Here is a 24,112-nt window from a genome sequence, read left to right as displayed (position 1 = left end):
CGTCACGGATACGGTGCCGTCGGTCGCGATCTGCCGTACCGGCTCGGCGCCGAGCTGGTGGGACACGCCCGGCTCGGCGAGGGTGCGCAGGGGCCTGTCGGTCAGCGCCGGTCGGTGCGGCGACGCGTCCGCCCGCGCCGGCTGCGCCTGGGCCGGCTGCACGGCGGGCTGGCTCTGGGCCGGCTCCGCAGCCGCCGCCGGTCGGACCGGCTCGGCCCCGGCCGGCTGCCGCACCGGCCCGGCGGCCAGCGGCTCGACGGCCAGCGGCTCGACGGCCAGCGGCTCGACGGCCTCGCGCCCAGCGGCCTCGTGCCCAGCAGCCTCGCGCCGACCGGTTTCGCCCGGCGTGGCGGTGTCACGCCCGGTCGCCGGTCCGTCCTGCACCGGCACCAGCACCCCCGGCAGCCCTTCGGCCAGCTCGACGGTGTCACTGACGTCACGGAGCAGCTCGGAGAGGCGGGCACCGAGCGCGTCGCAGATGGCCGCCAGCAGCTCGCTCGACGCTTCCTTCTGCCCTCGCTCGATCTCGGAGAGGTAGCCCAGACTGACGTTGGCGGCGGACGAGACCTCGCGCAGGGTCCGGTGCTGTCCCTGCCGGCGCGCCCGTAACGCGTCACCGATCACCCGGCGTAGCAGGACCATCGCACCTCCCGTGTCGCGGGCTCAGGCCACTGACCGGACATCGGGCCGTCGCCGCCACCCGCCCCCGCCGCACCGCGGCGAGATCCACCCGCCACAGCCGCAGCGGTGGGACCGCGACGTCAACCGCCCGAGCCTTCCCGCAACCGTACCCGGTGTGGCCGCCGACGACATCCCGCCCCGACGGTCCGATATTTCCCGCCGTCACCCGACCGCAGGTCGACCGCCGCCCCGCGCGGCTGCTCACGGGGTCACCCGTGGATCAGCGCGCACCGCCGACCGGGTCTCGCCGGCCTCCGCGTGCAACCGGTCGGCGAGCAGCCGCAGCGCCCCTGCCACCGCACCGATCCTGATCCGCAGGCGGTTGCCGGCGAGGTCCAGCCGCCGTACGACGGTGCCCGGCGGCCCCGCCGCGGCCACGTAGACCAGCCCGACCGGCTTACCGCCCTGTGGCTCCGGGCCGGCGACCCCGGTGGTGGAGAGGCACCAGTCCGCACCGCAGCGCAGCCGGCCACCCTCGGCCAGCGCCACCGCCACGTCCGGGTCGACCGGCCCCCGGCCGGCGAGCAGGTCCGTCGGTACGCCCACCAGCGACGCCTTCAACTCGGTCGAGTACGCCACCAGACCACCCCGGAACACGCTGCTGACCCCGGCGATGTCGACGATCGTCGCGGCCAGCAGGCCACCGGTGAGCGACTCGACCACGGCCAGGGTGGCGCCCTGGTCGGCAAGGGCGTGCACGACTGCCGCGGCCGAGGTGTCGGCCGCCCGCGCGACATCCTCCATCCGATCCTCCTCGGTCTCCCAGCCGGACCGAACTCCCGTCGCCCCCGGGCCCGGTCTCCGGGCCCCCCGTCCCCGGGCCCCCGGTCTCCGTGAGCCCCGTCTCCGGGAGGCCCCCGTCTCCGGGCCCTCGTCAGCCCCGAACTCCGATCGCACTCGGGCGCCGGGCCGACTCGACGGTCAGCGCCGCAGCCGCAGCGCACGCACGACGTAGTCGAGCCCGGTGACCACGGTCACCAGGACGGCGACGCCGAGGATCCACGGCCCCACACCGGTCAGGCCGGCCGGCACCGGCCAGAGATACCAGACGATGGCCAGGATCTGGACCGCGGTCTTGGCCTTGCCACCCCGGCTGGCCGCGATCACGCCGTACCGGATCACCCAGAAGCGCATCAGCGTGATCCCGAACTCGCGAACCAGGATGAGTACGGTTATCCACCACGGAATACGGTCATACCACGACAGTAGTATCAGGGCGGTACCGGTCAGCGCCTTGTCCGCAATCGGGTCCGCCACCTTGCCGAACGACGTGACCAGCGCATAGCGACGCGCGATCCACCCGTCGACCAGATCCGTCACGGAGGCGAAGACGAAGATCAGGCAGGCCGCCACCCGCCAACCGGAGTGCACCATCCCGGAGGCGAGCACCAACCCGACGAAGACCGGCACCAGCGCCAGCCTGAGCGCGGTCAGCCCGTTGGCCGCGTTGACCACCGGGACCGGGCCGACCCGGCCGGACGGAGCCGGCTCTCCGGCCGTCCCGGCGTCGGTCCCGCTCCGCCCCGCCCCGACACCCGTTCCGGTGCGGCCCTGCGCCGGCGCACCGGCCGCGGTCGCCGCCGGCTCCGCCGCCTCGGTCACGACCGGATCCCGTCGCCCGCGCCGACGCGGCGACAGCGATCTTCCGACCGCGCCGCCGCGCCCACCGTGATCACCGCGTTCACCGTGCCCCACGCGGCGCCGCCGAGACCATCTCCTCGGGTACGGCCACCAGGTCCACGCCCTCGGTGCCGGTGACGGTGGCCCGGACGAGGTCACCCGGGTGCAACGCGCCCAGCTCCACCCCGCCACCCGCGGCCGGGGCGACCAGAGTGGTCGAACCGTCCACCTCCGGTGCCTGGTGTGCCGCCCGGCCCTCCACCACACCACCGTCGGTCGAGTCGACAAGCACCTCGACCGTGGAGCCGAGCCGCTCCTCGGCCCGCTGCGAGCAGATCTCGTCGACAATCGCGCAGAGCCGGTCGTAGCGGCGTCGGACCGTGGCCGCCGGCACCTTGCCGGGCAGGGTGGCCGCCTCGGTGCCGTCCTCGTCGCTGTAGTCGAAGACGCCGATCGCGTCCAGCCTGGCGGCGACGAGAAAGCGTTCCAGCTCCTTGACGTCCGCCCGGGTCTCGCCGGGGAAGCCGACGATGACGTTGCTCCGCGCCCCGGCGTCGGGGGTGAACTCCCGCACCGTCGCGAGCAGGTCGAGAAAGCGCCCGGTCGAGCCGAACCGGCGCATCCGGCGCAGCACCGCCTCGCTGGAGTGCTGGAACGACAGGTCGAAGTAGGGCGCGACCCCGGGCGTGGTGGCGATCACCTCGACCAGTCCGGGGCGGGTCTCCGCCGGCTGGAGGTAGCTGGCCCGGACCCGGACGATGCCGTCGACCGAGGCGAGCTGCGGCAGCAGCTTCTCCAGCAGCCGGGGGTCGCCGAGGTCCTTGCCGTAGGAGGTGGAATTCTCGCTGACCAGCACCAGTTCCCGGACTCCGGAACGGGCCAGCCACTCCGCCTCGGCCAGCAGGTCGTCGGGAGTACGCGAGACGAAGGCGCCACGGAAGGTCGGGATGGCGCAGAACGCGCAGCGCCGGTCGCAGCCGCTGGCGAGCTTCAGCGAGGCGACCGGGCCGGAGTCGAGCCGGTGCCGCAGCACCGGGCGCAGGTGCGCGGGGGTGTGCTCGTCGGCCACCAGCGTGCCGCCGGCCGGCCGGGCGGCGGCGTCACCGTGGCCCGGAAGCACGACCGCGCCGCCCTGCCGGGCCACCGGGGTCAGCGGCAGCAGCTCGCGCCGGTCCCGGGGCGCGTGCGCGGGAATCTCCTTGCCGGCCAGCACCTCGTGCAGCCGGTCCGAGATGTCGGGATAGTCGTCGAAGCTGAGCACGGCACCCGCCTCGGGCATGCCCTCGGCGAGTTCCCGGCCGTACCGCTCGGCCATGCAACCCGCCGCCACCACCCTGGCGCCGGTGTCGGCAGCGGCGAGCAGCGTCTGGATCGAGTCCTGCTTGGCCTTTTCCACGAAACCGCAGGTGTTGACCAGCACCACGTCGGCGCCCTCGCCGTCGGTGGTCACCTGCCAGCCGTCGGCGTGCAGCCGGGCGGCCAACTCCTCCGAGTCGACCTCGTTGCGGGCACAGCCGAGGGTGAGCAGGGCGACCCGGCGGCCGGCGGTCGATGGGGAGGAAGCGGCAGACACCATCCGAGGGTACCGGGAGAGCCGGGCGAGCCCGTCACGGCGCTACCCCGGCCGGTCGACCCGACCGGGTCAGCCGATCGAACAGGAACGCCTCGCCGCCCGCCGGGCCGCGAACTTCTCCCGACCGGCGGGGGTGCGGCAGAAGACCGCCACCTCGCGCAGCCGGCGCACCGCCGCGATCGCCCAGACCTGCGCCCAGACCTGCGCCCAGACCTGGCCATCGGCGCCGATCACGCCCAGGGTGGCCGCGTCCGGCCGGTGAGGGAGTCGACGGCAATCCCGCCGAGCGCCCCGGTGCGCCGCGAGCAGGGCCTCCCGGACCGCCCGCACGGCCGTTGCGGCGTCCACCGCACGGCCGTTGCGGCGTCCAGCCTGGCCGGCGCCTCGGCGTCCGTGACGAACAGGGTCATCAGCCGATTCCGATAGCTCAACCACGGCCAAGGTCAACTGCGGTCCGGATGGTGGGCGCCGGGCGCGCGTCGGCAACCGGCGCCGGAAACGGGTGCCGGAGAGTGAAGGCCGCCGATGTCGGCCCGGTGCGGGCGAGCCGGTCGAGCCGGGCCCGCGCCTCGTTCAGGGTGGGCAGCTCACCTGCGGGCAGCCACCAGAGCACCAGGTACGGATCGGTACCGGCGGGATGGAACCACTCCCGGCGGCGGCGCAGCGACTCCAGGTGCGGGCTGCGGTAGACATAGTCCCGCAGCGCCGACACGGACTCCCAGACCGTGAGGTTGACCAGCAGGTCAGGCCCGAACGGGCGCAGCGCGGTGGCGTCGGCGCCGTCATCGTCCCGCAACCGCCAGACGAAGCCGGGCGAGGCGTCGGCGAGCCCGTTCAGGGCCGGCAGGTCGGCCACGAAGTCCGCCATCAGTGGGTCGTCCAACGGCGCCCGCAGCCGGGCCGTGTTGAGTTGCGCGAGGTGGTATGTCATTCCCGCAGCGAAGCAGCCGAAGATTTCTTTGTCAATCCTGATTGGTTTTACAACGGCTCCGCCGCGCCGCCCTCGGCGGCGCCCTTCCCGCGGCGCTCCAGCACCACGCAACAGAGGCCCGGCAGTGGATCGAGCCTGGCCCGCCACTCCGGCCGCCCCGCACCGACCAGCAGCCCGCTCAGCAGGGCCAGGTTCATCCCGCAGACCACCGGCGGGAACTCGTCGGCGAGTTGGTGGAACGGGCAGTTGCGCAACCGGACGGTCTCCTCGCCCGCCGCCGGCGCGTAGCCGTGGGTGTGCAACACGTCCAACAGATCCGCGCCCGGTGCGACCGCCGCGCCGGCCGTACGGCCCCGCTCCCCCGCCACCTCGAAGAGGGTGTCCTCCCCGCCGAGCCGCAGCACGGTCTCGGCGAGCAACTCCGCGCCGGTCCGGTACGCCCGGGGCGGCACGCTGACGACGTGCTCGCCCGGCGCCCGCCGGTAGAGCTTGGCCGGACGGCCGGCACCGGGCCCGGAGCGTCCGGACCGGCGTGCCAGGGTGACGGTCAGCAACCCCGCGTCGACCAGCTTGTCCAGGTGGAAGGCGGCGAGGGTACGCCCGATGCCGAGTTCGGCGGCCACCTCGTCCCGCCCCAGCGGCTCCGTCCCGGCGCCGGCCACCACCCGGTACGCCGCCCGCCGGACCGGATCGACCAGCGCCGAGACGGCGTCGAGGCCGGGTTCCAGATCATCCAGGCTCGCCATCCGCCCAGCCTAGGCCGGAGCGCCGGTCACTCCGGCGGGCGGAGAGCCGGTCACTCCTGCGGCCGGAACGCCGGTCACTCCTGCGGGCGGAACGCCGGTCACTCCGGCGGGCGGAGGGCCGCCAGCGCCTCCTCCAGCTCGTCCGGCTTGACCAGCACGTCCCGGGCCTTGGAGCCCTCGGAGGGCCCGACGATGCCCCGGGTCTCCATCAGGTCCATCAGCCGGCCGGCCTTGGCGAAGCCGACCCGCAGCTTGCGCTGGAGCATCGAGGTGGAGCCGAACTGCGAGGTGACGACGAGCTCGATCGCCTGCACGAGCAGGTCGAGATCGTCGCCGACCTCCTCGTCGATCTTCTTCTTGCCGTCCTGCGCCGGGGTCAGCACGTCGGGCCGGAACTCCGGCTCCCGCTGGTCCTTGCAGAACTTGACGATGTCGTTGATCTCGTTCTCGGTTACCCAGGCGCCCTGGATGCGCACCGGCTTGGATGCGCCCATCGGCAGGAACAGCCCGTCACCCCGGCCGATCAGCTTCTCCGCACCCGGCTGGTCGAGGATGACCCGGGAGTCGGCCAGCGACGAGGTGGCGAAGGCGAGCCGGGAGGGGACGTTCGCCTTGATCAGGCCGGTCACCACGTCGACCGACGGGCGCTGGGTGGCCAGCACCAGGTGGATGCCGGCGGCCCGGGCGAGCTGGGTGATCCGGACGACCGAGTCCTCCACGTCGCGCGGTGCGACCATCATCAGGTCGGCCAACTCGTCGACGATGACCAGGAGGTAGGGGTACGGCCGGATCTCCCGCTCGCTGCCGGGCGGCGGCTTGATCTGGCCGGCGCGCACCTTGCGGTTGTAGTCGTCGATGTGGCGTACGCCGGCCGCGGCGAGGTCGTCGTAGCGCATGTCCATCTCGCGGACGACCCAGTCCAGCGAGTCCGCCGCCTTCTTCGGGTTGGTCACGATCGGGGTGACCAGGTGCGGGATCCCCTCGTAGTTGCTCATCTCGACCCGCTTCGGGTCGATCAGCAGCAGCCGCACCTCGTCCGGGGTGGCCCGGGTCAGGATGGAGACGAGAAGACTGTTCAGACAACTCGACTTGCCGGCACCCGTGGCGCCGGCGATGAGGATGTGCGGCATCTTGGCCAGGTTGGCGACCACGAAGCCGCCCTCGATGTCCTTGCCGAGCGCCACCAGCATCGAATGGTGGTCGGAGGTCGCCGCCCGGGACCGGAGCACGTCGCCGAGGGCCACGTCCTCCCGGTCGCTGTTCGGGATCTCGACCCCGACCGCGCTCTTGCCCGGGATGGGGCTGAGGATCCGCACGTCGGGGGACTTGACGGCGTACGCGATGTTGCGGGACAGCTGGGTGATCCGCTCCACCTTCACGCCGTGGCCCAGCTCGACCTCGTACCGGGTGACGGTCGGGCCCCGGGTGAAGCCGGTCACCGCGGCGTCCACGTCGAACTGCTCGAAGACCCCGGTGAGCGCGGCGATCACCTCGTCGTTGGCCCGGCTGCGACTCTTCGGCGCGGCACCGGGGCGCAGCAGGTTGCCCGGCGGCAGGGCGTAGTCGCCGGCCAGCCCGGTGATCGCCAACTGCTCCGCCCGGGTCGGCACCGGCGAGTGCTCCGGCGGCTCCGTCGCCTTCCGGGCCGCCGGCACCCTGCCCGACCGGCGGGGCGGTGACACGGTCTCGTGCTCCGGGGAGCCGATCTCGTATCCCGGTTCCTCGTCGTCGAGCGGCTCCGGGCGCGGTGCGGGGCGGCGGCGAGGTCGGCGGCCATCGGCGCCGCGCTCCGGTTCCGCCTCGGCGTCCTCGTCGGACTCCGGCCGGCCCAGCACCGCGCCGGCCAGCAGGCCGAGCCGCTCCGGGATCTTGTTGATCGGGGTGGCGGTCACCACCAGCAGCCCGAAGAGCAGCAGGAGCACCAGCAGCGGTACGGCCACCCAGGCGCTGACGGCACGCTCCAGCGGCCCGCCGATCCCGGCCCCGATCAGGCCACCGGCGAAGTCCCGCTCCGCGTTGTTCACCGGACGTTGTCCGATGTGCAGCAGCGCCGCCGTCCCGACGATCAGCGCCGTCCAGCCGACCAGCCCTCGGCCCCGGTATTCCGGCTCGGCGGGCGCACGCATCAGCCGGACGGAACCGATCAGCAGCAGGATCGGCAGCACGATGGAGATCGCGCCGAAGAAGAGCCGGATGGTGTCGGCGAGTCGGCCACCCACCGGCCCCGCCGACGAGAACCAGACCGCCACCGCGCTGAGGATGGCCAGGCCGAGCAGGAACAGGCCGGCGCCGTCGCGGCGGTGCTCCGGATCGATGTCACGGGCGGTGGCGGCCTGCCGGCCGGCCGCTCGCATGGCCCAGCCGACGCTGTGCGCCAGCCCCATCCACATCGCGCCGACCGCCCGGCCGACGTACGCCGCCGGGCTGGTCCGGGTCGGCCGGCGAGCGGCCGCGGCCCGGCCCCGGGCCGGCTGCCGTCCCCGGGTGTTGCCCGCCCGACTAGCGCCGGAACGGGTGGTCGACCCGCTCCGGCGCCGGTTCGCCTGAGAGGAGGCACGGCCCGCCATAAGTTCACACGTTAGCGTCGTCCGCCGAGGATTCCCCGCCTTTGCGCGTCGTGTCCGGTCAGTTACCTCAAGATTCACACCGCCGGCATCCGCCAGGTCGACGTCCCGGCGCACAGGGGCGCGGCACGACCGTGTCCAGGTCATGACCCTGAGTAAAATCTCGTCCGGCCGGCCCCGACCCGCGAACGGAGACCCGCCATGACCCGACCCACCCGCACGGTGACCCGACCCACCCGCACGGCCCGGTGAGCCCCGACCGGCTGCTCGCCGCCCTGGCCGACGCCCGGGACCAGCCGGACGGCGCGGCCAAGATGGCGGACCTGGACCGGATCGTCGCATACGCCGACGCCGCCGGGGACGTGCGGGTCGGCGTCGCGGCCCGGCTGGTCCTGGTCGAGGTGAAGCAGCGGGTCGAGCCCTGGCGGATGCTGCCGGCCGTGCAGTGGTGTCTCGCCGCCGCCGACCGGACGCCGGGAGTGCTCGACCCGGTGGAGATCGTGCGGCTGCGCCGCCATCACCGGACGGCGGTGGCGGCGCTCTGCGGCACCTCCCGCATCGGGCTGACCCGCACCGGAGCCGCCCTCGACGGCCTGGAGCGCCGGCTCGGGTCCGCAGGGCAGAGCCGGCGCCCGGTGTACGCACTGCGCTGCCGGATCGCCGACCACATCGGTGCCGAGGCGACCGCCCGCCGGTGGCTGGCGCGATGGCGGGCCGCACCCGTCGACGACTCCGGCGGCTGCGCCGACTGCGAGGCGGCCGACCAGGCACGCCTACTGGTCGGCTGGGGCTGCTGGACCGAGGCACTGGAGATCGTCGCTCCGCTGCTCGCCGGCACGTACCGCTGCCCCGACCAGCCGGAACGCGCCCTCGGCACCATCCAGCTGGCCTACCTGAGGCTGGGCCGGTACGACGAGGCGGGCGACGCACACGTCCGCGCCTACCGGCGACACCGGCGGGAGCGGGACGGCCTCCCGTTCCTCGCCGACCACCTGCGGTTCTGCGCCCTGGCCGGTCACCACGGACGCGGCCTGGAGATCCTCGCCCGGCACCTGCCGGCGCTGGACCAGCCGTACGACGAGGCGTCCGCACTGGAGTTCGCCGCCGCCGGGGCGCTGCTCTGCCGGCTGGCCGGCGCGGACGGCTTCGCGCGATATCCGGTCCACCGTCCCGGGTACGCGCAGCGGCACGCCGCCGACCTCAGCGTGGCCGCGCTCGGTGCCGAGTTGACGGCCACCGCCGAGGACCTGGCCGGCCGGTTCGACGCCCGCAACGGGACGGGCCACCAGTCCGGCCGGATCGCCGGCTGGCTGGCCGAGCGCCGGCCACCCGGTGCGGCGCTCCGGCCGCTGCCGGCGGATCCACCGCCCGACGACGAGTGGCGGCCGCCCGACGACGAGTGGGTGGTCGCGGACCCGGAGGCGGCAACCCCCAGGATCGGCCAGGAGCCGTGGATGGATCCGGAACTGGTGCGGGAGACGGACGCCCAGAGCATGACGGACGCCCAGAGGGGGACGCACGCGCAGCGAGGACCAGACGCCGGGACGGCGTCGTCGGTGGAGCGGCGGTGCGACGACCGCCCGAGACGGTCGGCCCGCTGACCGCCCCGAGGGCGATCGTCGCGGTTCGCCGCCCTCGTCGCGGCCGCCGTGCCGGCCATGATCGGTCAGCGCGACCCTCGCCACCACAGCCGCCTCCGTGGTCGCGGCGGGGCGGTCGTCCTGAGCCGATGGAGGAGGCCGGCCCAGGAGACCAGCACCAGCACGGCGACGAGTGCCTGGGCGAGCGCGGCGTACCGCTCGGGATAGACCACGCCCTCGATGTAGCGGTCGATGAAGCCCTGCCCGACGCCGTGTTCGCCGGCCCGGCGCCGCGCCCAGTGCTCCAGGTAGGTGAGCGGGCAGGTCAGTTGGGCGGCGACCACCAGCACGCCCCAGGCCGCCGCCCCGGCGTGCAGCCAGATCGTCCTCGGCCAGCGCCAGGCGAGAAAGCCGCCGACCACCAGATAGGCCAGGAACCCGAAGTGCAGCGTCAGGACCAACGTGACCAACAACCGGTACCCCATCGCCGCCCTCCCGCGGCACAGGCTACCCAGCCGGGCGGCCGGCGGACCGGGTACGAATACTCAGCCCGCCGGCCGTGCCGGTGGTGCAGGGGGCGACACTCAGCGCAGTGAGAAGCCGAGCACGTAGTCTCCGGAGCCGCGCCGGGACTCCACCCGGTAGCGGTAGAAACCGGCCGTACCGGCGTACGAGATCCGCTCGTCGGCGGTCGGACCGGCGGCCACGGCCACGGTCCGCCAGGCGCCCCGGCTCCACTTCTGGAGTACCAGGTCGAAGTTGGCCCTGGCCGGACCGTCCAGGCAGCCGGTGTGCCGGCCGTGCCCGGCCCGGAAGTAGCGGCCGGCGGGCTGCACCTGGCGGCGCCCCGCCCCGAGGGTGGCGGCCTTCAGCGCCTTGTGCCCGGCACACTCCGAGCCCGGCGGCGGGCTCGGCGGCTCGGTCCCCGCCGGCGGCGGTTCGGTCGCGGCGGGCGGCTCGGTCGGCGCGGGCGGCCCGGTGGTGGCCGGCGGTTCGGCCGGCGGGCCCTCGGTGGTGACCAGGGTCAGGTCGTTGACCTCGAGGATCTCGGTCAGCGGCTGGAAGAAGGTGGTGCCGCCCACGGTGCAGTCGCCGGAGCCGCCCGAGGTGACCCCCTGGGCCTGGTCGCCGGACATCCAGGAACCGCCGGAGTCGCCCGGCTCGGCGCAGACGTTCGTCCGGGTCAGCCCGGTCACCGTGCCCTCCGGGTAGACGACTGTGGCGTTCAGCGCCTCGATCACGCCGCAGCGCGCCCCGGTGGTGGAGCCGAACCGGCAGACCGAGCTGCCGACCGGCGCCTCCTGCCCGCCGGCGACGCTCACCGTGCCGCCGTCGAAGTCGTTGACCACCGGCTGCGGGACGAAGTCGTCGTTGGTCTCCACCACGCCCCAGTCGTCACCCGGAAAGGAGGAGGCCGCCACGACACCCTGGGCGACCCCGTCCGGGCTGCTGGTGGTGGCGCCCGGTGCTCCACAGTGGCCGGCGGTGACGAAGCCACCGACCACGGAGAAGCCGATCGAGCAGCGGGCCCGCCCGTCGATCAGGTACGGGTCGCCGCCGCGTACGTCGATCAGCGGCACCGGCGCCTCCGCCGAGGCGACCACCTCGACCGCGCCCTCCGGCGCGCCACTGGCCCGCACGAACTTCCGGACGGCCGCCTCGGTGCCGGGCTGGGCGCGTACCACGACGCGGTTGTTCGACACGTCGACGTACCAGCCGGCAACGTCCGGGGTGGCCTCGTCGGCGATCCGGTCGAGGCTTGCCTTGACCGTGTCGAGCTGCCGGGCGTTGCGGGTGACCAGCTTCGGTTCGGCGCCGGCGCCGCGGACCCGCTCGGCGCCCGCCTCCTCGGTCACCGCCACCATCAGCCGGTTGCCGTCGGCGGCGAGCCAGGTGCCCGCGTATCCGGAGCCGAGTTCGGCACGCAGTCGCTGGCTGGTCCCCCGGGCCCACCGCTCCCGGTCCAGCCGGGCGCGCGCCTGCGCCTCGGTCAGCGACAGGTCCCGGCGGAGCGCGTCGACGATCTGTTGGGACGGCCCGGCCGCCCCGGGCTCCGGTCGCGGCGGATCCTCCTCGGCGAGCGCCGGCAGGGTGACCGCCGCCAGACCGGCGACGGTCGCCACCGACACGCCGATCGCGATTCCCCGCCGCTGTGCCGTGCTCCGCCGACCGGCCGACGAACTCCGCCGGCTCCGCGTCGCGCGTCCGCGATCCATCGATCGCCTCCTTCACCATCGGGCAGCCCGCGGGAAGGTACGGCCGGCGGGCACCCGACGATGAACGGATCGGCAATGGGCAATCTCACACCCGATCAGCTGAACCGCCAGCACCACGGATCCGTAGAAGGAAGGGCCCCTTCTTATCGCTTTCTGTTGTAGCGGGGGCCCTTCCTAACAGCCTGGCCGGGGGTTGTCAGACCTCGACGACGGTGGGAACGATCATCGGGCGCCGTCGGTAGGCGTCGTTCACCCAGCGCCCGACCGTGCGGCGGACGATCTGCTGCAACTGGTGCGGGTCGGTGATGCCCTCGGTGGCGGCCCGGCCGAGCGCCTCGGTGATCAGCGGGATCACCGGGCTGAACGCCTCCGGGTCGTCGGAGAAGCCCTTGGCGGAGACGGTGGGACCACCGACCACCTTTCCGGTCACCGAGTCGACCACCACGGTCGCCGAGATGAAGCCGCCGTCGCCGAGGATGCGCCGCTCGGTGAGGAGCGACTCGCCGACGTCGCCGACGGCGAGGCCGTCGACGTAGACGTACCGGCTCCGGAGGTGGCCGACCACCCGGGCATGCCCCTCCACCAGGTCCACGACGTCGCCGTCCTCGCAGAGCACCACCCGGTCGGCGGCGACGCCGGACTCGATGCCGAGCCGGGCGTGCGCCCGCAGGTGGCGCCACTCGCCGTGCACCGGCATCAGGTTGCTCGGCCGCACGACGTTGAGGAGATAGAGCAGCTCGCCGGCCGGGGCGTGCCCGGAGACGTGCACCTTGGCCACGTCCTTGTGGATGACGGTAGCGCCGGCCCGGGAGAGCTGGTTGATCACCCGGTAGACCGAGGTCTCGTTGCCCGGCACCAGCGAGCTGGCCAACACCACCGTGTCGCCCGGGGCGACCGTGATGTGCCGGTGGTCGCCGGTGGCCATCCGGCCCAGCGCGCTCATCGGCTCGCCCTGCGAGCCGGTCGACATCAGCACGATCTGGTCCGGCGGCAGCATGGTCGCCTCGTCGAGCCCGACGACCAGGCCGGGCTCGATCCGGAGCAGCCCGAGGTCGCGGGCGATCCCCATGTTGCGCACCATCGACCGGCCGATGAAGGTCACCTTCCGGCCGTGTTCGGCGGCGGAGTCCAGCACCTGCTGCACCCGGTGCACGTGCGAGGCGAACGAGGCGACGATGATCCGGCCGCGCGCCTTCGCGAAGATCGAGTCGAGCACCGGCCCGATCTCGCGCTCCGGGGTGACGAAGCCGGGGATCTCCGCGTTTGTCGAGTCGGAGAGGAGCAGGTCGACGCCTTCGGCGCCGAGCCGGGCGAAGCCGGCCAGGTCGGTGATGCGGCCGTCCAGCGGGAGCTGGTCCATCTTGAAGTCGCCGGTGTGCAGGACCAGGCCGGCCGGGGTCCGGAGCGCCACCGCGAGCGCGTCCGGGATCGAGTGGTTGACCGCGAAGAACTCGCACTCGAACGGACCCAGCCGCTCCCGGCCGCCCTCCCGCACGGTCAGCGTGTAGGGCTCGATCCGCCGCTCGGCGAGCTTCGCCTCGACCAGGGCCAGGGTGAACTGCGAGCCGACGAGTGGAATGTCTGGTTTGTGGGCAAGGAGGTAGGGCACGGCGCCGATGTGGTCCTCGTGCCCGTGCGTGAGCACGATCGCCTGCACGTCGGCGAGCCGGTCCAGGATCGGCGCGAAGTCCGGCAGGATCAGGTCGACACCGGGCTGCTCGACGTCGGGAAAGAGCACCCCGCAGTCGACGACCAGCAGCTTCCCGTCGTACTCGAAGACGGTCATGTTCCGCCCGATGGCACCGAGCCCGCCCAGCGGCATGATTCGGAGCCCGCCCTCGGGCAGCTCCGGCGGCAGTTCCAGCTCAATTCCCGGCTGGCTCATGCCGCCGCCCCGCTTCGCTCCCGTCCGATGACGCTGATCCCGATCATTACAACTCCGGTCCTGGTCACGGCAGCTCCAGACCTGCTGCGGCGCAGTCCGCGCGCAACTGGGTGATCTCGTCCGCGGTGGCGTCGACCAGCGGCGGGCGCACCGGCCCGGCGGGCAGGCCCCGGGCGGCCAGCGCCGCCTTGACCAGGATGGTGCCCTGGGTACGGAAGATCCCGGTGAAGAGCGGGAGCAGCCGCCGGTGCAGGGCCAGCGCCTCGGCGGCGGCCCCCCGGTCGTACGCCTCGATCATCTGCTTGGTGGGCGCCCCGGTCAGGTGCGTCGAGGTGCCCACCAGGCCGACCGCACCGATCGCGAGCGCGGGGAGGGTCAACGCGTCCTCCCCCGAGTAGTAGGCCAGGTCCGTCCGGCCGGTCACCGACGAGCTCGCGACCAGGTCGCCCTTGGCGTCCTTCACCGCGACGATCCGCTCGTGCTCGGCGAGTCGGAGCATGGTCTCGGTGGCGATCGGCACGCCGCTGCGGTGCGGGATGTCGTAGAGCATCACCGGCAGGGCCGTGGCGTCCGCTACCGCCGTGAAGTGCCGGATCAGGCCGGCCTGGGGTGGCTTGTTGTAGTACGGCGTGACCACCAGCAGCCCGTGCGCCCCCGCCTTCTCGGCGGCACCGGCGAGCTCGATGGTGTGCCGGGTGTCGTTGGTGCCCACCCCGGCGACCACCTGTGCCCGGTCGCCGACCGCCTCGACGATCGCGCGGATCAGCCGCTCCTTCTCCGCGTCGGTGGTGGTCGGCGACTCGCCGGTGGTCCCGTTCACGACCAGCGCGTCGTTGCCCTGCTCCTCCACCAGGTGGACCGCGAGCCGCGCCGCGCCGTCGAGATCGAGCGAGCCGTCCGCGGCGAACGGGGTCACCATCGCGGTGAGCAGGCGCCCGAACGGGCGGGGTGCCGCCCGATCGGCGTTGGCAGGGTGGTGGGTCATGCGAACAACCTATCGGACTGCCGCCGCCCGACCGGCGGGGAAGGGTTCAGGACAACTGGGCGTACGGGCTGGTGGCGATCTCGGTGCCGTCCGGCAGCGCGCTGATGGTGAAGTCGGCGAAGACGTTGGGTGCGACCCGCTGGAGCTGCCGCAGGCACTCGACGGCCAGCTCACGGATCTCCACGTCGGCGCCCTCGGTGGCCCGCATCGCCACGAAGTGCCGCCATGCGCGGTAGTTGCCGGTGACCACGATCCGGGTCTCGGTCGCGTTCGGTAGCACGGCCCGGGCGGCCTGCCTGGCCTGCTTACGGCGCAGTGTCGGATTCTCGACGTCGGCGAAGCGCTGCTCCAGCCCCTCCAGCAGGTCGTTGTAGGCCCGCAGACTCGCCTCGCCCGCCGCCACGAACCGCTTGTGCAACTCCGGGTCCTCGGCGATCACCGCGGGCTCCACCATCGCGGCCTCGCGCTCCGGCACATACCGCTGGGAGAGCTGCGAGTAGGAGAAGTGCCGGTGCCGCACGAGCTCGTGGGTGAACGAGCGCGACACGCCGGTGAAGTAGAAGGTCACCGAGCCGTGCTCCAGCACGGAGAGATGCTGGCTCTCCAGGATGTGCGCGAGATATCCGGCGTTGGTCGCGGTGGCCGGGTTGGGCTTGCGCCACGACTGGTAGCAGGCCCGGCCGGCGAATTCGGCCAACGCCTGGCCTCCGTCGGCGTCGGTCGACCACGGCACGTCCTCCGGTGGCTCGAAGTGCGTCCACGCGATGACCTTGACCTGGGGGACCACCATCTCCGGCATTCCTGGGACTCTAGTCCTCTCCTCCCCGACGCCGTCCCGACCACCCCCTGTCGGCGTCGCTTCTCCCCCGGCACCCGGCCCCGCCGGGCCGATCGGCCCGGCGGACCGTCCAGGCCCTTGGGCGGGATCCGCCCACGGGGGGATCAACCGGACGGAACCGGAGGATCGAGTTGCCTGCGGCACCACCACAGTCCCACTCCACAGGAATGCGGATCGACGGCAGACGGGCATCACCGGTGGCCCGGCCAGCGTGCCGCGGCCCGGCGGCGGTGCCGAGGGCGGGCCCGGAACCCAGGTTGGCGCCGGGACCGCGACCGCGACCGGGGCTGGGGCTGGGACTGGGACCTGGCACGGGCACGGGCACGGGCCGTCGCCGTTGCCACGGCCGCAGCGACGATCAGGAACCCGGCTCCCCACAGGCGGGCACGATGAGGCATTCTGTCATCGACCTTCCACGATCAGTATCTTCGGAGGGTGGTCCTCCGCCCCGACCTGGGCTTGCCGGCCGGCCGGTGCGAAGGACCACGGCCCGCCCGCCAGCCGGTCGGGCCGGCGAGGAGCCGCAACTACTCTCGCCGGCCCGTCGACTGTCGGAAAAGACCACCGCCGCCCCACCCCGCGTTTCCGACAGGCTCCGCCGCTGTCGCGGGCGCCTCCTCCCGGCAAGGACGACCGACATGCCCCCCGGACCACCCGGCATCGACGACGACACGATCCGCGCTCGCTGCGCCAGCGCCGAGGCAGCCGCGTACACGCTGTATGTCCGGCGCCTCGTCGCCGGTCCCGAGCTGGCCGGCGGGCAGGCGCAAGTCCTGCGTACGGCCGCCGACCGGGCGATTCTGCCGACCGGCTACACCCGGCAGACCCTCTCCGAACACCTCTCCGGCCGCTACCGGCACGGACCGCCGTGGCACACCACCGAGATGGTCATCCGCTGCCTGTCGGAGCACGCACCCCGGGACCGGATCCGGGCCGAGGCAATGGTCCTCTACCAGGCCGCCACCCGACACAGCGCCCGGCGGGCATCCGGTCCGTCCCGTCCCGACAGACCCGCTCCGGACAAGCCTCCCGCTCCGGACAGGGGCGCCGCTCCGGACAGACCGGCCACCTCGGACAGGGGCGCCGCTCCGGACAGACCGGCCACCTCGGACAGGGACGCCGCTCCGGACAAGTTGCCCGGTCCGGACCGGCTCGCCGATCCGGCGGGGTTCGCCGACGAAAGATACGAGTGCGCCGAAGGGTACGAGCGCACCGAAGGTTCGGACGGCTTCACCGGTCCGGCCGGGCCTGTCGGTCCGGACAGGACGGTGCGGGGGCGTAACGCGTCCGGACCCGCGCGGCACCGCGCCCCCGGGCGCGGGCGTACTCCGAACACCGCACCGGTCGGCGACGCCCGCCCCGACGCCAACCAGCCCGTCGGGCGGTACGGGCGCGGCAGCGGTCCGGAAAAGGCGTGGCCCGGCCGCGACATCGCGATCGACATCGCGGACCTACGCGCCGACTGCGCCCGGCTGACGGTGGAGGTGCTGCTGATCCGGGAGCCCGGCACCCACCCGGACCGGGCCGCCGAGCTGTCCGCCGCGCTGCAAGGGCGGCAACGCGGTCCGCTCGGGCAGCTCTCCCGGCACATCGATCCGGCCGCGCCGCTGTCGCACCGGGCACTGGCCCAGTATCTCTGCGCGTACGCGGAACTCGGCCGGACCACCATCACCGAGCTCGCCGTCCGGGCCGGGCTGGCCGCGGCGGTCGTGGCGGAGATCCTCACCGCCCGACGGACGCCCACCGACGTCGAACTGCACGACCTGGGCGCGGTCCTCGGGGTGGACGCTGTGACACTGCGGCAGCTTTCCGCGCACGCCCGCGGCCCGCGGCCCGGCACGGCGGAGCAGCGCCGGTAACCATCGGAAGCACCCGGATCGCCGCCGGTCGCCGTGTGGCCAGGTGATCATCTCAATCTATGGACGTCTATCTTGCTGCGTCCCCCGGTGGTGTGTTTCGGTCTATCTGGAGCGTGCCGGTATGACCGGTATCCAGGGAGGCACACCATGAATACACGTAGGGGGCTTACGCGGGGAGTAGCCAGTCTCGCCCTGGTACTCGCGTTCGGCGTACCGGCACCGCCGGCAGCCTCGGCCGCGACCGGCGGACCGGCGGACCGCACCGCCCATCCGGCATCGACCGGCCTGCCCGCACCGATCGGGCAGCACACGCCGGTGGAGCTTCCCTCGGCCGACCCGCCGGCGGGAGCCGGCACCCGGACCGTCAGCCTGATCACCGGTGACCGGGTCACCGTCACCGCCGATCTCAAGGCGAGCGTCGAGGCCGGACCCGGCCGGACCGGGATGGGTTTCCTCACCCGCCGCGTCGGCGACCGGCTGCACGTGATCCCGACCGACGCCCTCGTCCTGCTCCGCGGCGGGCGGCTGGACGAACGGCTCTTCGACGTCACCGCCCTGCTGGAGTTCGGCTACGACCGGCGCGGTGACCTGCCGCTGCTGGCGACGTACACCGGTGCCGACGCCCGGGACGAGGGAGAGCGGGCGACGGTCGGCGCGGGCGCCCGACTGGTCCGCGACCTGCCCACGGTCGACGGCCAGGCGATCGCGGTGGACCGGGCCGGACTGCCCGACTTCTGGACCGACCTGACCGGGGCGAAGCCGACATGGCACGGCATGGCCGCGCCCCTGCGCACCGTCTGGCTCGACGGGCTCCGCCATCCCGCCCTCGCCGAGAGCGTCCCACAGGTCGGCGCACCCACCGCCTGGGCCGCCGGGTTCGACGGCAGCGGAGTCACCGTCGCGGTGCTGGACACCGGCATCGACGAGACCCACCCCGACCTCGCCGGACAGGTGACGGGGCGGCACAACTTCACCGACGACGTCGAGGACGACCGGGACGTCGTCGGGCACGGTACCCACGTCGCGTCCACGGTGGCCGGCACCGGCGCGGCCCGGTTCACCGGCGTCGCCCCCGGCGCCCGGCTGCTCGACGGCAAGGTCTGCGCGGCCGGCGGCTGCGCCGAGTCGGCGATCATCGCCGGCATGGCGTGGGCGGCCGAGTCCGGCGCGCGGGTGGTCAACATGAGCCTGACCGGGATGGACGCCCCGGGGGTCGACCCGGTGGAGCAGGCCGTCGCGGAGCTGACGGAGGCGCACGGGACGCTCTTCGTGGTCGCCGCCGGCAACGTCCCCGGCGCGAGTACGGTCGGTTCGCCGGCCACCGCCGACGCCGCCCTCGCGGTCGGCGCGGTCAGCAAGTCCGACCGGCTCGCCGGCTTCTCCAGCCAGGGTCCCCGGCTCGGCGACGGCGCCATCAAGCCCGATCTGACCGCGCCCGGCCTGGACATCGTCGCCGCCCGCAGCACGGACTCCGGGACGGACGTACCGGAGGGAGGCGGCATCAGCATGTCCGGCACGTCGATGGCCGCCCCGCACGTCGCCGGGGCCGCCGCCATCCTGGCGCAGCGGCGACCGGAGCTGCCGGCGGCCACCCTGAAGGCCGCGCTGATGGCCGCCGCCCGGCCCGACCCCGAACTCGACGTCTTCGCGCAGGGCGCCGGCCGGCTGGACGTGGCCAGGGCGGTCGACCAGGAGGTCAGCGCCGACCCGCCGAGCCTCAGCTTCGGCCGGCAGTCCTGGCCGCACGAGGACGACACCCCCGTCCGGCGTACGGTCAGCTACCAGAACGCGGGCAGCGAGCCGGTGACGCTGCGCCTCGGCGTACGGGCGGTGGCGCCGGACGGTGTCGCCGTGCCGGCCGGGATGTTCACGGTCGAACCGGCCGGCGTCACCGTGCCGGCGGGCGGCTCCGCCGAGGTGACCGTCACCGCCGACACGGCCGGCAGCGCCGGCCCGGTGGGGCGGCTCACCGGCCAGCTCACCGCGAGCGTCGCCGGCGGCGGGGCAGGTGTGCCCACCCCGCTCGCGATCGAGCGTGAGGTGGAGAGCTACGACGTCACCGTCTCGCACCTGGGTCACTCCGGCGAGCCGACCAACGGCCACCTGAGCATGCTGGGCGGGCTGGACGTCCGTCACTCGATCTCCGTGCCGGGAACCCCCGACGGCACGGCCACCCTCCGGGTGCCGAAGGGGCGCTACTCGGTCCTCACCGCGATCACCAGCCCGGGCGCCGACGGCAGCTATCCGACCAGTGTGCTCGCCCGGCCGGAGCTGGTGGTCGACGGTGACCGGAGCGTGGTTCTCGACGCCCGGCTCGGCCGGCCGCTCTCGGTGACCGTGCCGGCAGATGGCGCCCGGCAGGTCTTCGCCGAGTTGGCGACCAGTGTGCTGGCCGCCGGACGCACCGTCGAGGTGGGCACCCTCGGCACCACCTTCGGGAAGCTGCGGATCGGCCGGGTCGGACCGGATGTCGCGGCCGAGGGGTTCGTCTCGCGCATCACCGCCACCTTCGCCCCGGCCGACGCGGCCGACCACTCGTACGCGTACCTGCTCTGCTGGATCGGCGAAGGGCGGATGACCAGCGGCTTCACCCGACAGGTGACCGCCGCCGAGCTGGCGACGGTGCGGGCCGACCACGGGCACGAGTCCGCCGGCAGCAGCGGCCGGAAACTGGGCTGGGCGGTGCTGCCGGAGTCGGTGATGGGCGGCTTCGCGCACGCGATGACGTTCCCGCTGCCGTCGACCAGGATCGAGTACTACAACACCGACGGTCGGGCCCGGTGGTTCCGGTCGGTGGACGAGACGACCGGGACCGGGGCGGAGCAGGCGTATTTGACGAGTCTGGTGGCGCCGCCGATGGCGTACCGGGCCGGGCAGTCGTACCAGGAGCAGTGGAGCCGTGGGGTGTTCGGGCCGACGGTGGCGGCACCGCCGTACGAGCACCAGTGGGTGACCCGGCGCGGCGACACCCTCACCGTGCAGGCACCGCTCTACGGCGACGGCGTCGGCCGGGCCGGCTTCTCGTCGATCGCCACCGGCCGGATAACCCTGGAACGCGACGGCAAGGTGCTGGCCGGCCTCGACGGGGTGAACGGGACGGTGGAACTGCCGCCGGAGGTCGGCGACTACCGGCTGACCATGACGGCGGAACGCGGCGGGCCGGCGACGCTCTCCACCCGGGTCGGCGTGACCTGGACCTTCCGCTCCGGACACGTGGCCGGGGAGACGCCGGTCCGGCAGCCCATCTCGACGGTGCGCTTCTCGCCCCGGGTGGACAACGACAACAGCACCCCGGCCGGGCAGACCGGCACCGTCCCGGTGACCGTCACCGCGCAGCCGGGGTCGGGAGCCGGCGCCAACGAGACGCTGACCGTCGAGGTGTCGTACGACGACGGGGTCACCTGGGCTCCGGCGGAGGTGACGGCGGGGCAGGCCGTGCTGCGGCACCCGGCCGGGCCGGGGTACGTCTCGCTGCGGGCGAGTGCCACCGACACCGCCGGGAACACGGTGACGCAGACGGTGATCCGGGCGTACAAGATCGGCTAGTCCCGTGGGGACTGCGGGCATCCCCGCACCGTCCGCTCGCTCGGAATCGGCGTGAGGATGTCGTCACGGTCGATACCAGTCTGCCGAGGCAGACTGGTATCGACGTCCCGCAGACCATCAGACCCGTCGGACATTGGCCGCTCGGCTGGCGTGCAGAGACGCGAGGAGACGGAGGCGGTCAGCATCAGCGCTGCCCGGCTCTGCGGTGAAGACCAGCATGGTCTGCCCCGGGTTGCCAGGCAGCGGATAGGTGTCCCAGTGCATGGTGATCGCTCCGACCTCAGGGATCCGGAAAGTTCTGGTGCCGCTGGTAGCGGCGCGCACGTCGTGCAGTGCCCACAACCGTTGGAAGTCGGCGCTCCGGATGCTCAGCTCCCCGACGAGCGCGGTGGCCCGCGGGTGGGTGGGGTCATTGGCGATTGCGGCACGCATCATGCCGATGTACTGCAATGCCTGCTCTTCCCAGTCCGGGCAGGCCCATTCGCGCGCCTGCGTGTCGTCGAACATCAGCAGGAGCATGTTGCGCCGGTCGGGTGGATAAGCGGTGGGGTCGCCGAGAAGTGCCTCAGCCATCGGATTTGACGCGAGCACGTCGAGGTGTCGGCCGAGGACGATAGCTGGCGTGTCCATCGCGGGCAGCAGGCGTCGCACGCTGTCGGGCAACGAGTCCGGTTCTCTGTCGACTCGCGCGGGCGCCGGCCGGCGAGCCGCGTACGCAAGGGTGAAGAAGTGGCGGCGTTCCTCGTCGTCGAGGCCGAGCGCTCCAGCGAGAGCGTCCAGGATGTCGTCGGACGGACGGACCTCGCGACCTTGCTCCATACGCTGGTAATAGTCGGTACTCAGCCCGGCGAGCAGGGCCAACTCCTCACGCCGCAATCCGGTCACCTTGCGGCGGCCGCCCGGCTCCAGGCCGACGTCCTGCGGGCGCAGCCGACTGCGACGGGCACGCAGGAAGTCACCGAACTCACGAGCGTACGGATGGTTCATGCCCCAAGTGTGCCTCCCCTGCGGCGAGCGAAGGTGGGGCGCTCAGTCCTAGGCAAACTCGTACGACCGTTCTGGCACGCCACGGTCCTAGTTTTGCTCCATGTCCGCAGAAATGCCTGATCAGCGTGGCCGGATAGCCGTCGTTACCGGTGCGAACTCCGGCCTGGGTCTGGTCACCGCCAAAGCACTCGCCCGTCGCGGTGCCCGGGTGGTGCTGGCCGTCCGCGACACGGCTGCCGGCCGGAAGGCCGCCCGGGGAATCGACGGTGAGGCCGAGGTACGGGAGTTGGATCTGGCCTCGCCTGCATCGGTACGAACGTTCGCGACGAGACTCAGCACCGATCACCCGGTACTGGACCTATTGATCAACAACGCCGGCACGATGCTGATCGGTCCCCGCCGCACCTCCGCAGGCGGCCTCGAGTTGCAGATGGCCACCAACATGCTGGGCCACTTCGCGCTGACCGGCCTGCTACTGCCGAACCTTGCCACCGCACGGGCTGCCCGCGTGGTCAACGTGAGCTCGATCACCCACCGCAGCGCCCACCTCGACTTCGACGACCTGATGTTCGAGCGCGGGTACCGGGCGATGAGCGCGTACGGCCGGTCCAAGCTCGCCGCCACGGTCTTCGGCGTCGAGCTCGAGCGCCGGTTGCGCGCCAGTGGATCGACGGTCGTCAGCGTGCTGGCCCACCCCGGCATCACCCGCACCAACCTCACCCCGCGCGCCTGGCAACACCGCGGCCGGCTCGGGCGCCTCGCCACCTGGGCAATTCTGCTGACCGCCCAGCCAGTGCAACAGGGAGCATTACCACAACTGCACGCTGCGACCGCTCCGGCCGTGCGGGGCGGCCAGTTCTTCGGACCATCAGGACGAGGAGAGATGCGGGGGAATGTCGCCGAGGCGCGTTTCAGCGAGGAAGCGACTGATCCCAACATCGGCAGAAGGCTGTGGGCCGCGGCCGAAGAGTTGACCGGCGTCACCTATCTCCGATAGGCGCACTTCAGCACCGCAAAGCCCGACAACCATTCATCGCGCAGATGACACGATACAAGGAGAGATAAATGGCAGTGGTCAGTGTTTCCACCGATCAGTTCGGCCCGTGGGCGGTAGTGACCGGGGCATCTTCAGGGATCGGGCGGGAGTTCGCTCGGCAGCTGGCTGCGTGCGGTCTCAACGTCGTGATCACCGGGCGCAGCCCCGTGCTCACCGACATCGGTGTGGAAATCGAACGTGAGTACGGCGTGCTGCACCGGGCCGTCTTCGTGGACCTCAGCAAGGCCACGGGCGCCGATCGAGTGGCCGAGGCGACCTCGGACCTGGACGTTGGTCTGCTGGTCTCCAACGCGGGCGACATGGTTCCCGGCGAGTTCCTCGAACGCGATCTGCGCTACGCCCTCGAGTCGATGCAGCTCAACGCATTGAGTCACGTCATGCTGGCGCACCATTACGGCAAGCGGCTCGCTCGGCGCGGGCGGGGCGGCGTTGTGCTCGTCGGCGGGGCCGGCGCCGAGAACGGCATGCCCTGGGCGGCCACCCATGCCGCCGCCAAGGCGTATACCAACGCCTTGGGCCGGAGCCTGCACACGGAGTTCGCCACTCGTGGGCTGACCTTGACTGTGCTGACGCCCGGACCGACCCGGTCCGGGCTGCAGAACCGCCGGTCGCTGCCGCAGGCCGGCCTCATGGCCGCAGCTGACTGCGTCTCCGCGGCGTTGAAGGCGCTACGGGCCGGTCAGGTCGAGGTGACCCCCGGCCTCACCGCCCGCATCCTGAACCGCCTGCCCGCCTCGGTCTCCCGGAAGATGGCCGGCCAAGCCATGATGAACGCTTCCACCTCGCAGCCGTCAGCGCCCTGACGTCGCGGGCCGAGAGAAGCCGCCTGGCTGTGCCCGTCGGCGGAATAGTCACCGCCTGCTCCGGGCGCCGCTGGAACGCCCCCGGAGCACCCGAAAGGCGCTGGGTCCGTCTCGGCCGGAGCAACCGGCTCCTCCTTCAGCACGTTCCATCCCACAGTCGCCAGCGCCTCATTGTCGTCCGAAGTCGCAACGCCGCCCAGCTGTTGCGCCTCCTCGTTCCCATCGTCTTCCTGGCGTCCCT

17 protein-coding genes and 2 pseudogenes are annotated in these 24,112 nt (G+C 73.0%); 5 read left to right on the top strand and 14 right to left on the bottom strand.

What is annotated here, in order from left to right; all coding sequences use genetic code 11:
- Window positions 1-312 precede the first annotated feature (312 nt).
- From ACN27G_RS04770 to ACN27G_RS04735, 8 genes and pseudogenes are all read right to left on the bottom strand, one after another.
- Window positions 313-642, bottom strand: a pseudogene (locus tag ACN27G_RS04770) (helix-turn-helix domain-containing protein); the annotation flags it as partial.
- Between the two features lie 240 nt (window positions 643-882).
- Entirely contained in the window at window positions 883-1,425 is a 543-nt protein-coding gene (locus ACN27G_RS04765) for a CinA family protein (RefSeq protein ID WP_421491559.1), read from the bottom strand.
- Window positions 1,426-1,602: 177 nt separating this feature from the next.
- Window positions 1,603-2,136, bottom strand: coding sequence for a CDP-diacylglycerol--glycerol-3-phosphate 3-phosphatidyltransferase (gene pgsA / locus ACN27G_RS04760; RefSeq protein ID WP_421497235.1), 534 nt, complete (start codon window positions 2,134-2,136; stop codon window positions 1,603-1,605).
- A 226-nt stretch (window positions 2,137-2,362) separates the two neighbouring features.
- Window positions 2,363-3,877 (bottom strand): 30S ribosomal protein S12 methylthiotransferase RimO, encoded by a 1,515-nt coding sequence (rimO, locus tag ACN27G_RS04755; protein ID WP_421491558.1) that lies wholly within the window; start codon window positions 3,875-3,877, stop codon window positions 2,363-2,365.
- A 99-nt stretch (window positions 3,878-3,976) separates the two neighbouring features.
- A pseudogene (locus ACN27G_RS04750) lies at window positions 3,977-4,179 on the bottom strand (ornithine cyclodeaminase family protein); the annotation flags it as partial.
- A 122-nt stretch (window positions 4,180-4,301) separates the two neighbouring features.
- A complete protein-coding gene (locus tag ACN27G_RS04745; RefSeq protein WP_421491557.1) occupies window positions 4,302-4,805 on the bottom strand; it encodes a DUF3291 domain-containing protein in 504 nt (167 codons plus the stop codon).
- A 47-nt stretch (window positions 4,806-4,852) separates the two neighbouring features.
- Entirely contained in the window at window positions 4,853-5,551 is a 699-nt protein-coding gene (locus ACN27G_RS04740; RefSeq protein ID WP_421491556.1) for a helix-turn-helix transcriptional regulator, read from the bottom strand.
- 98 nt (window positions 5,552-5,649) lie between these two features.
- Window positions 5,650-8,118, bottom strand: a complete 2,469-nt coding sequence (locus ACN27G_RS04735) for a DNA translocase FtsK (protein WP_421491555.1) — start codon at window positions 8,116-8,118, stop codon at window positions 5,650-5,652.
- Between the two features lie 245 nt (window positions 8,119-8,363).
- Here ACN27G_RS04735 and ACN27G_RS04730 point away from each other — a divergent pair, with 245 nt between their 5' ends.
- The gene (locus tag ACN27G_RS04730) at window positions 8,364-9,716 is read left to right on the top strand and encodes a YbjN domain-containing protein (protein WP_421491554.1); all 1,353 of its coding nucleotides are present in this window, start codon (window positions 8,364-8,366) and stop codon (window positions 9,714-9,716) included.
- A 65-nt stretch (window positions 9,717-9,781) separates the two neighbouring features.
- On the opposite strand, the gene ACN27G_RS04725 is transcribed toward ACN27G_RS04730, so the two are convergent.
- From ACN27G_RS04725 to thyX, 5 genes are all read right to left on the bottom strand, one after another.
- Window positions 9,782-10,180 (bottom strand): DUF2784 domain-containing protein, encoded by a 399-nt coding sequence (locus ACN27G_RS04725; protein WP_421491553.1) that lies wholly within the window; start codon window positions 10,178-10,180, stop codon window positions 9,782-9,784.
- 99 nt (window positions 10,181-10,279) lie between these two features.
- Entirely contained in the window at window positions 10,280-11,911 is a 1,632-nt protein-coding gene (locus ACN27G_RS04720) for a S1 family peptidase (RefSeq protein WP_421491552.1), read from the bottom strand.
- A 196-nt stretch (window positions 11,912-12,107) separates the two neighbouring features.
- Window positions 12,108-13,796, bottom strand: a complete 1,689-nt coding sequence (locus ACN27G_RS04715; protein WP_421491551.1) for a ribonuclease J — start codon at window positions 13,794-13,796, stop codon at window positions 12,108-12,110.
- Between the two features lie 64 nt (window positions 13,797-13,860).
- Window positions 13,861-14,781: a 4-hydroxy-tetrahydrodipicolinate synthase gene (gene dapA / locus ACN27G_RS04710; RefSeq protein ID WP_421491550.1), complete on the bottom strand. Its 921-nt coding sequence runs from the start codon at window positions 14,779-14,781 to the stop codon at window positions 13,861-13,863.
- Window positions 14,782-14,827: 46 nt separating this feature from the next.
- A complete protein-coding gene (gene thyX, locus ACN27G_RS04705; RefSeq protein WP_421497234.1) occupies window positions 14,828-15,571 on the bottom strand; it encodes an FAD-dependent thymidylate synthase in 744 nt (247 codons plus the stop codon).
- A gap of 686 nt (window positions 15,572-16,257) precedes the next feature.
- On the opposite strand from thyX, the gene ACN27G_RS04700 reads away from it, so the two are divergent.
- Together ACN27G_RS04700 and ACN27G_RS04695 are read left to right on the top strand one after the other, a co-directional pair.
- Entirely contained in the window at window positions 16,258-17,478 is a 1,221-nt protein-coding gene (locus ACN27G_RS04700; protein ID WP_421491549.1) for a hypothetical protein, read from the top strand.
- Between the two features lie 147 nt (window positions 17,479-17,625).
- Window positions 17,626-21,024, top strand: coding sequence for a S8 family serine peptidase (locus ACN27G_RS04695; RefSeq protein WP_421491548.1), 3,399 nt, complete (start codon window positions 17,626-17,628; stop codon window positions 21,022-21,024).
- A gap of 117 nt (window positions 21,025-21,141) precedes the next feature.
- On the opposite strand, the gene ACN27G_RS04690 is transcribed toward ACN27G_RS04695, so the two are convergent.
- On the bottom strand, window positions 21,142-22,011 hold the full coding sequence (locus ACN27G_RS04690) for a helix-turn-helix transcriptional regulator (protein ID WP_421491547.1): 870 nt from the start codon (window positions 22,009-22,011) through the stop codon (window positions 21,142-21,144).
- 100 nt (window positions 22,012-22,111) lie between these two features.
- Between ACN27G_RS04690 and ACN27G_RS04685 the strand changes: the two genes are divergently transcribed.
- Window positions 22,112-23,008, top strand: a complete 897-nt coding sequence (locus ACN27G_RS04685) for an oxidoreductase (RefSeq protein WP_421491546.1) — start codon at window positions 22,112-22,114, stop codon at window positions 23,006-23,008.
- A 68-nt stretch (window positions 23,009-23,076) separates the two neighbouring features.
- Window positions 23,077-23,871 (top strand): SDR family NAD(P)-dependent oxidoreductase, encoded by a 795-nt coding sequence (locus tag ACN27G_RS04680; protein WP_421491545.1) that lies wholly within the window; start codon window positions 23,077-23,079, stop codon window positions 23,869-23,871.
- Window positions 23,872-24,112 lie beyond the last annotated feature (241 nt).

The organism is Plantactinospora sp. WMMB334 (genome assembly GCF_049179095.1).
Classification (GTDB): Bacteria; Actinomycetota; Actinomycetes; order Mycobacteriales; family Micromonosporaceae; genus Plantactinospora.
Note: the sequence above shows the minus strand (reverse complement) of the source record. Positions and strands in the feature narration are given on the sequence as shown.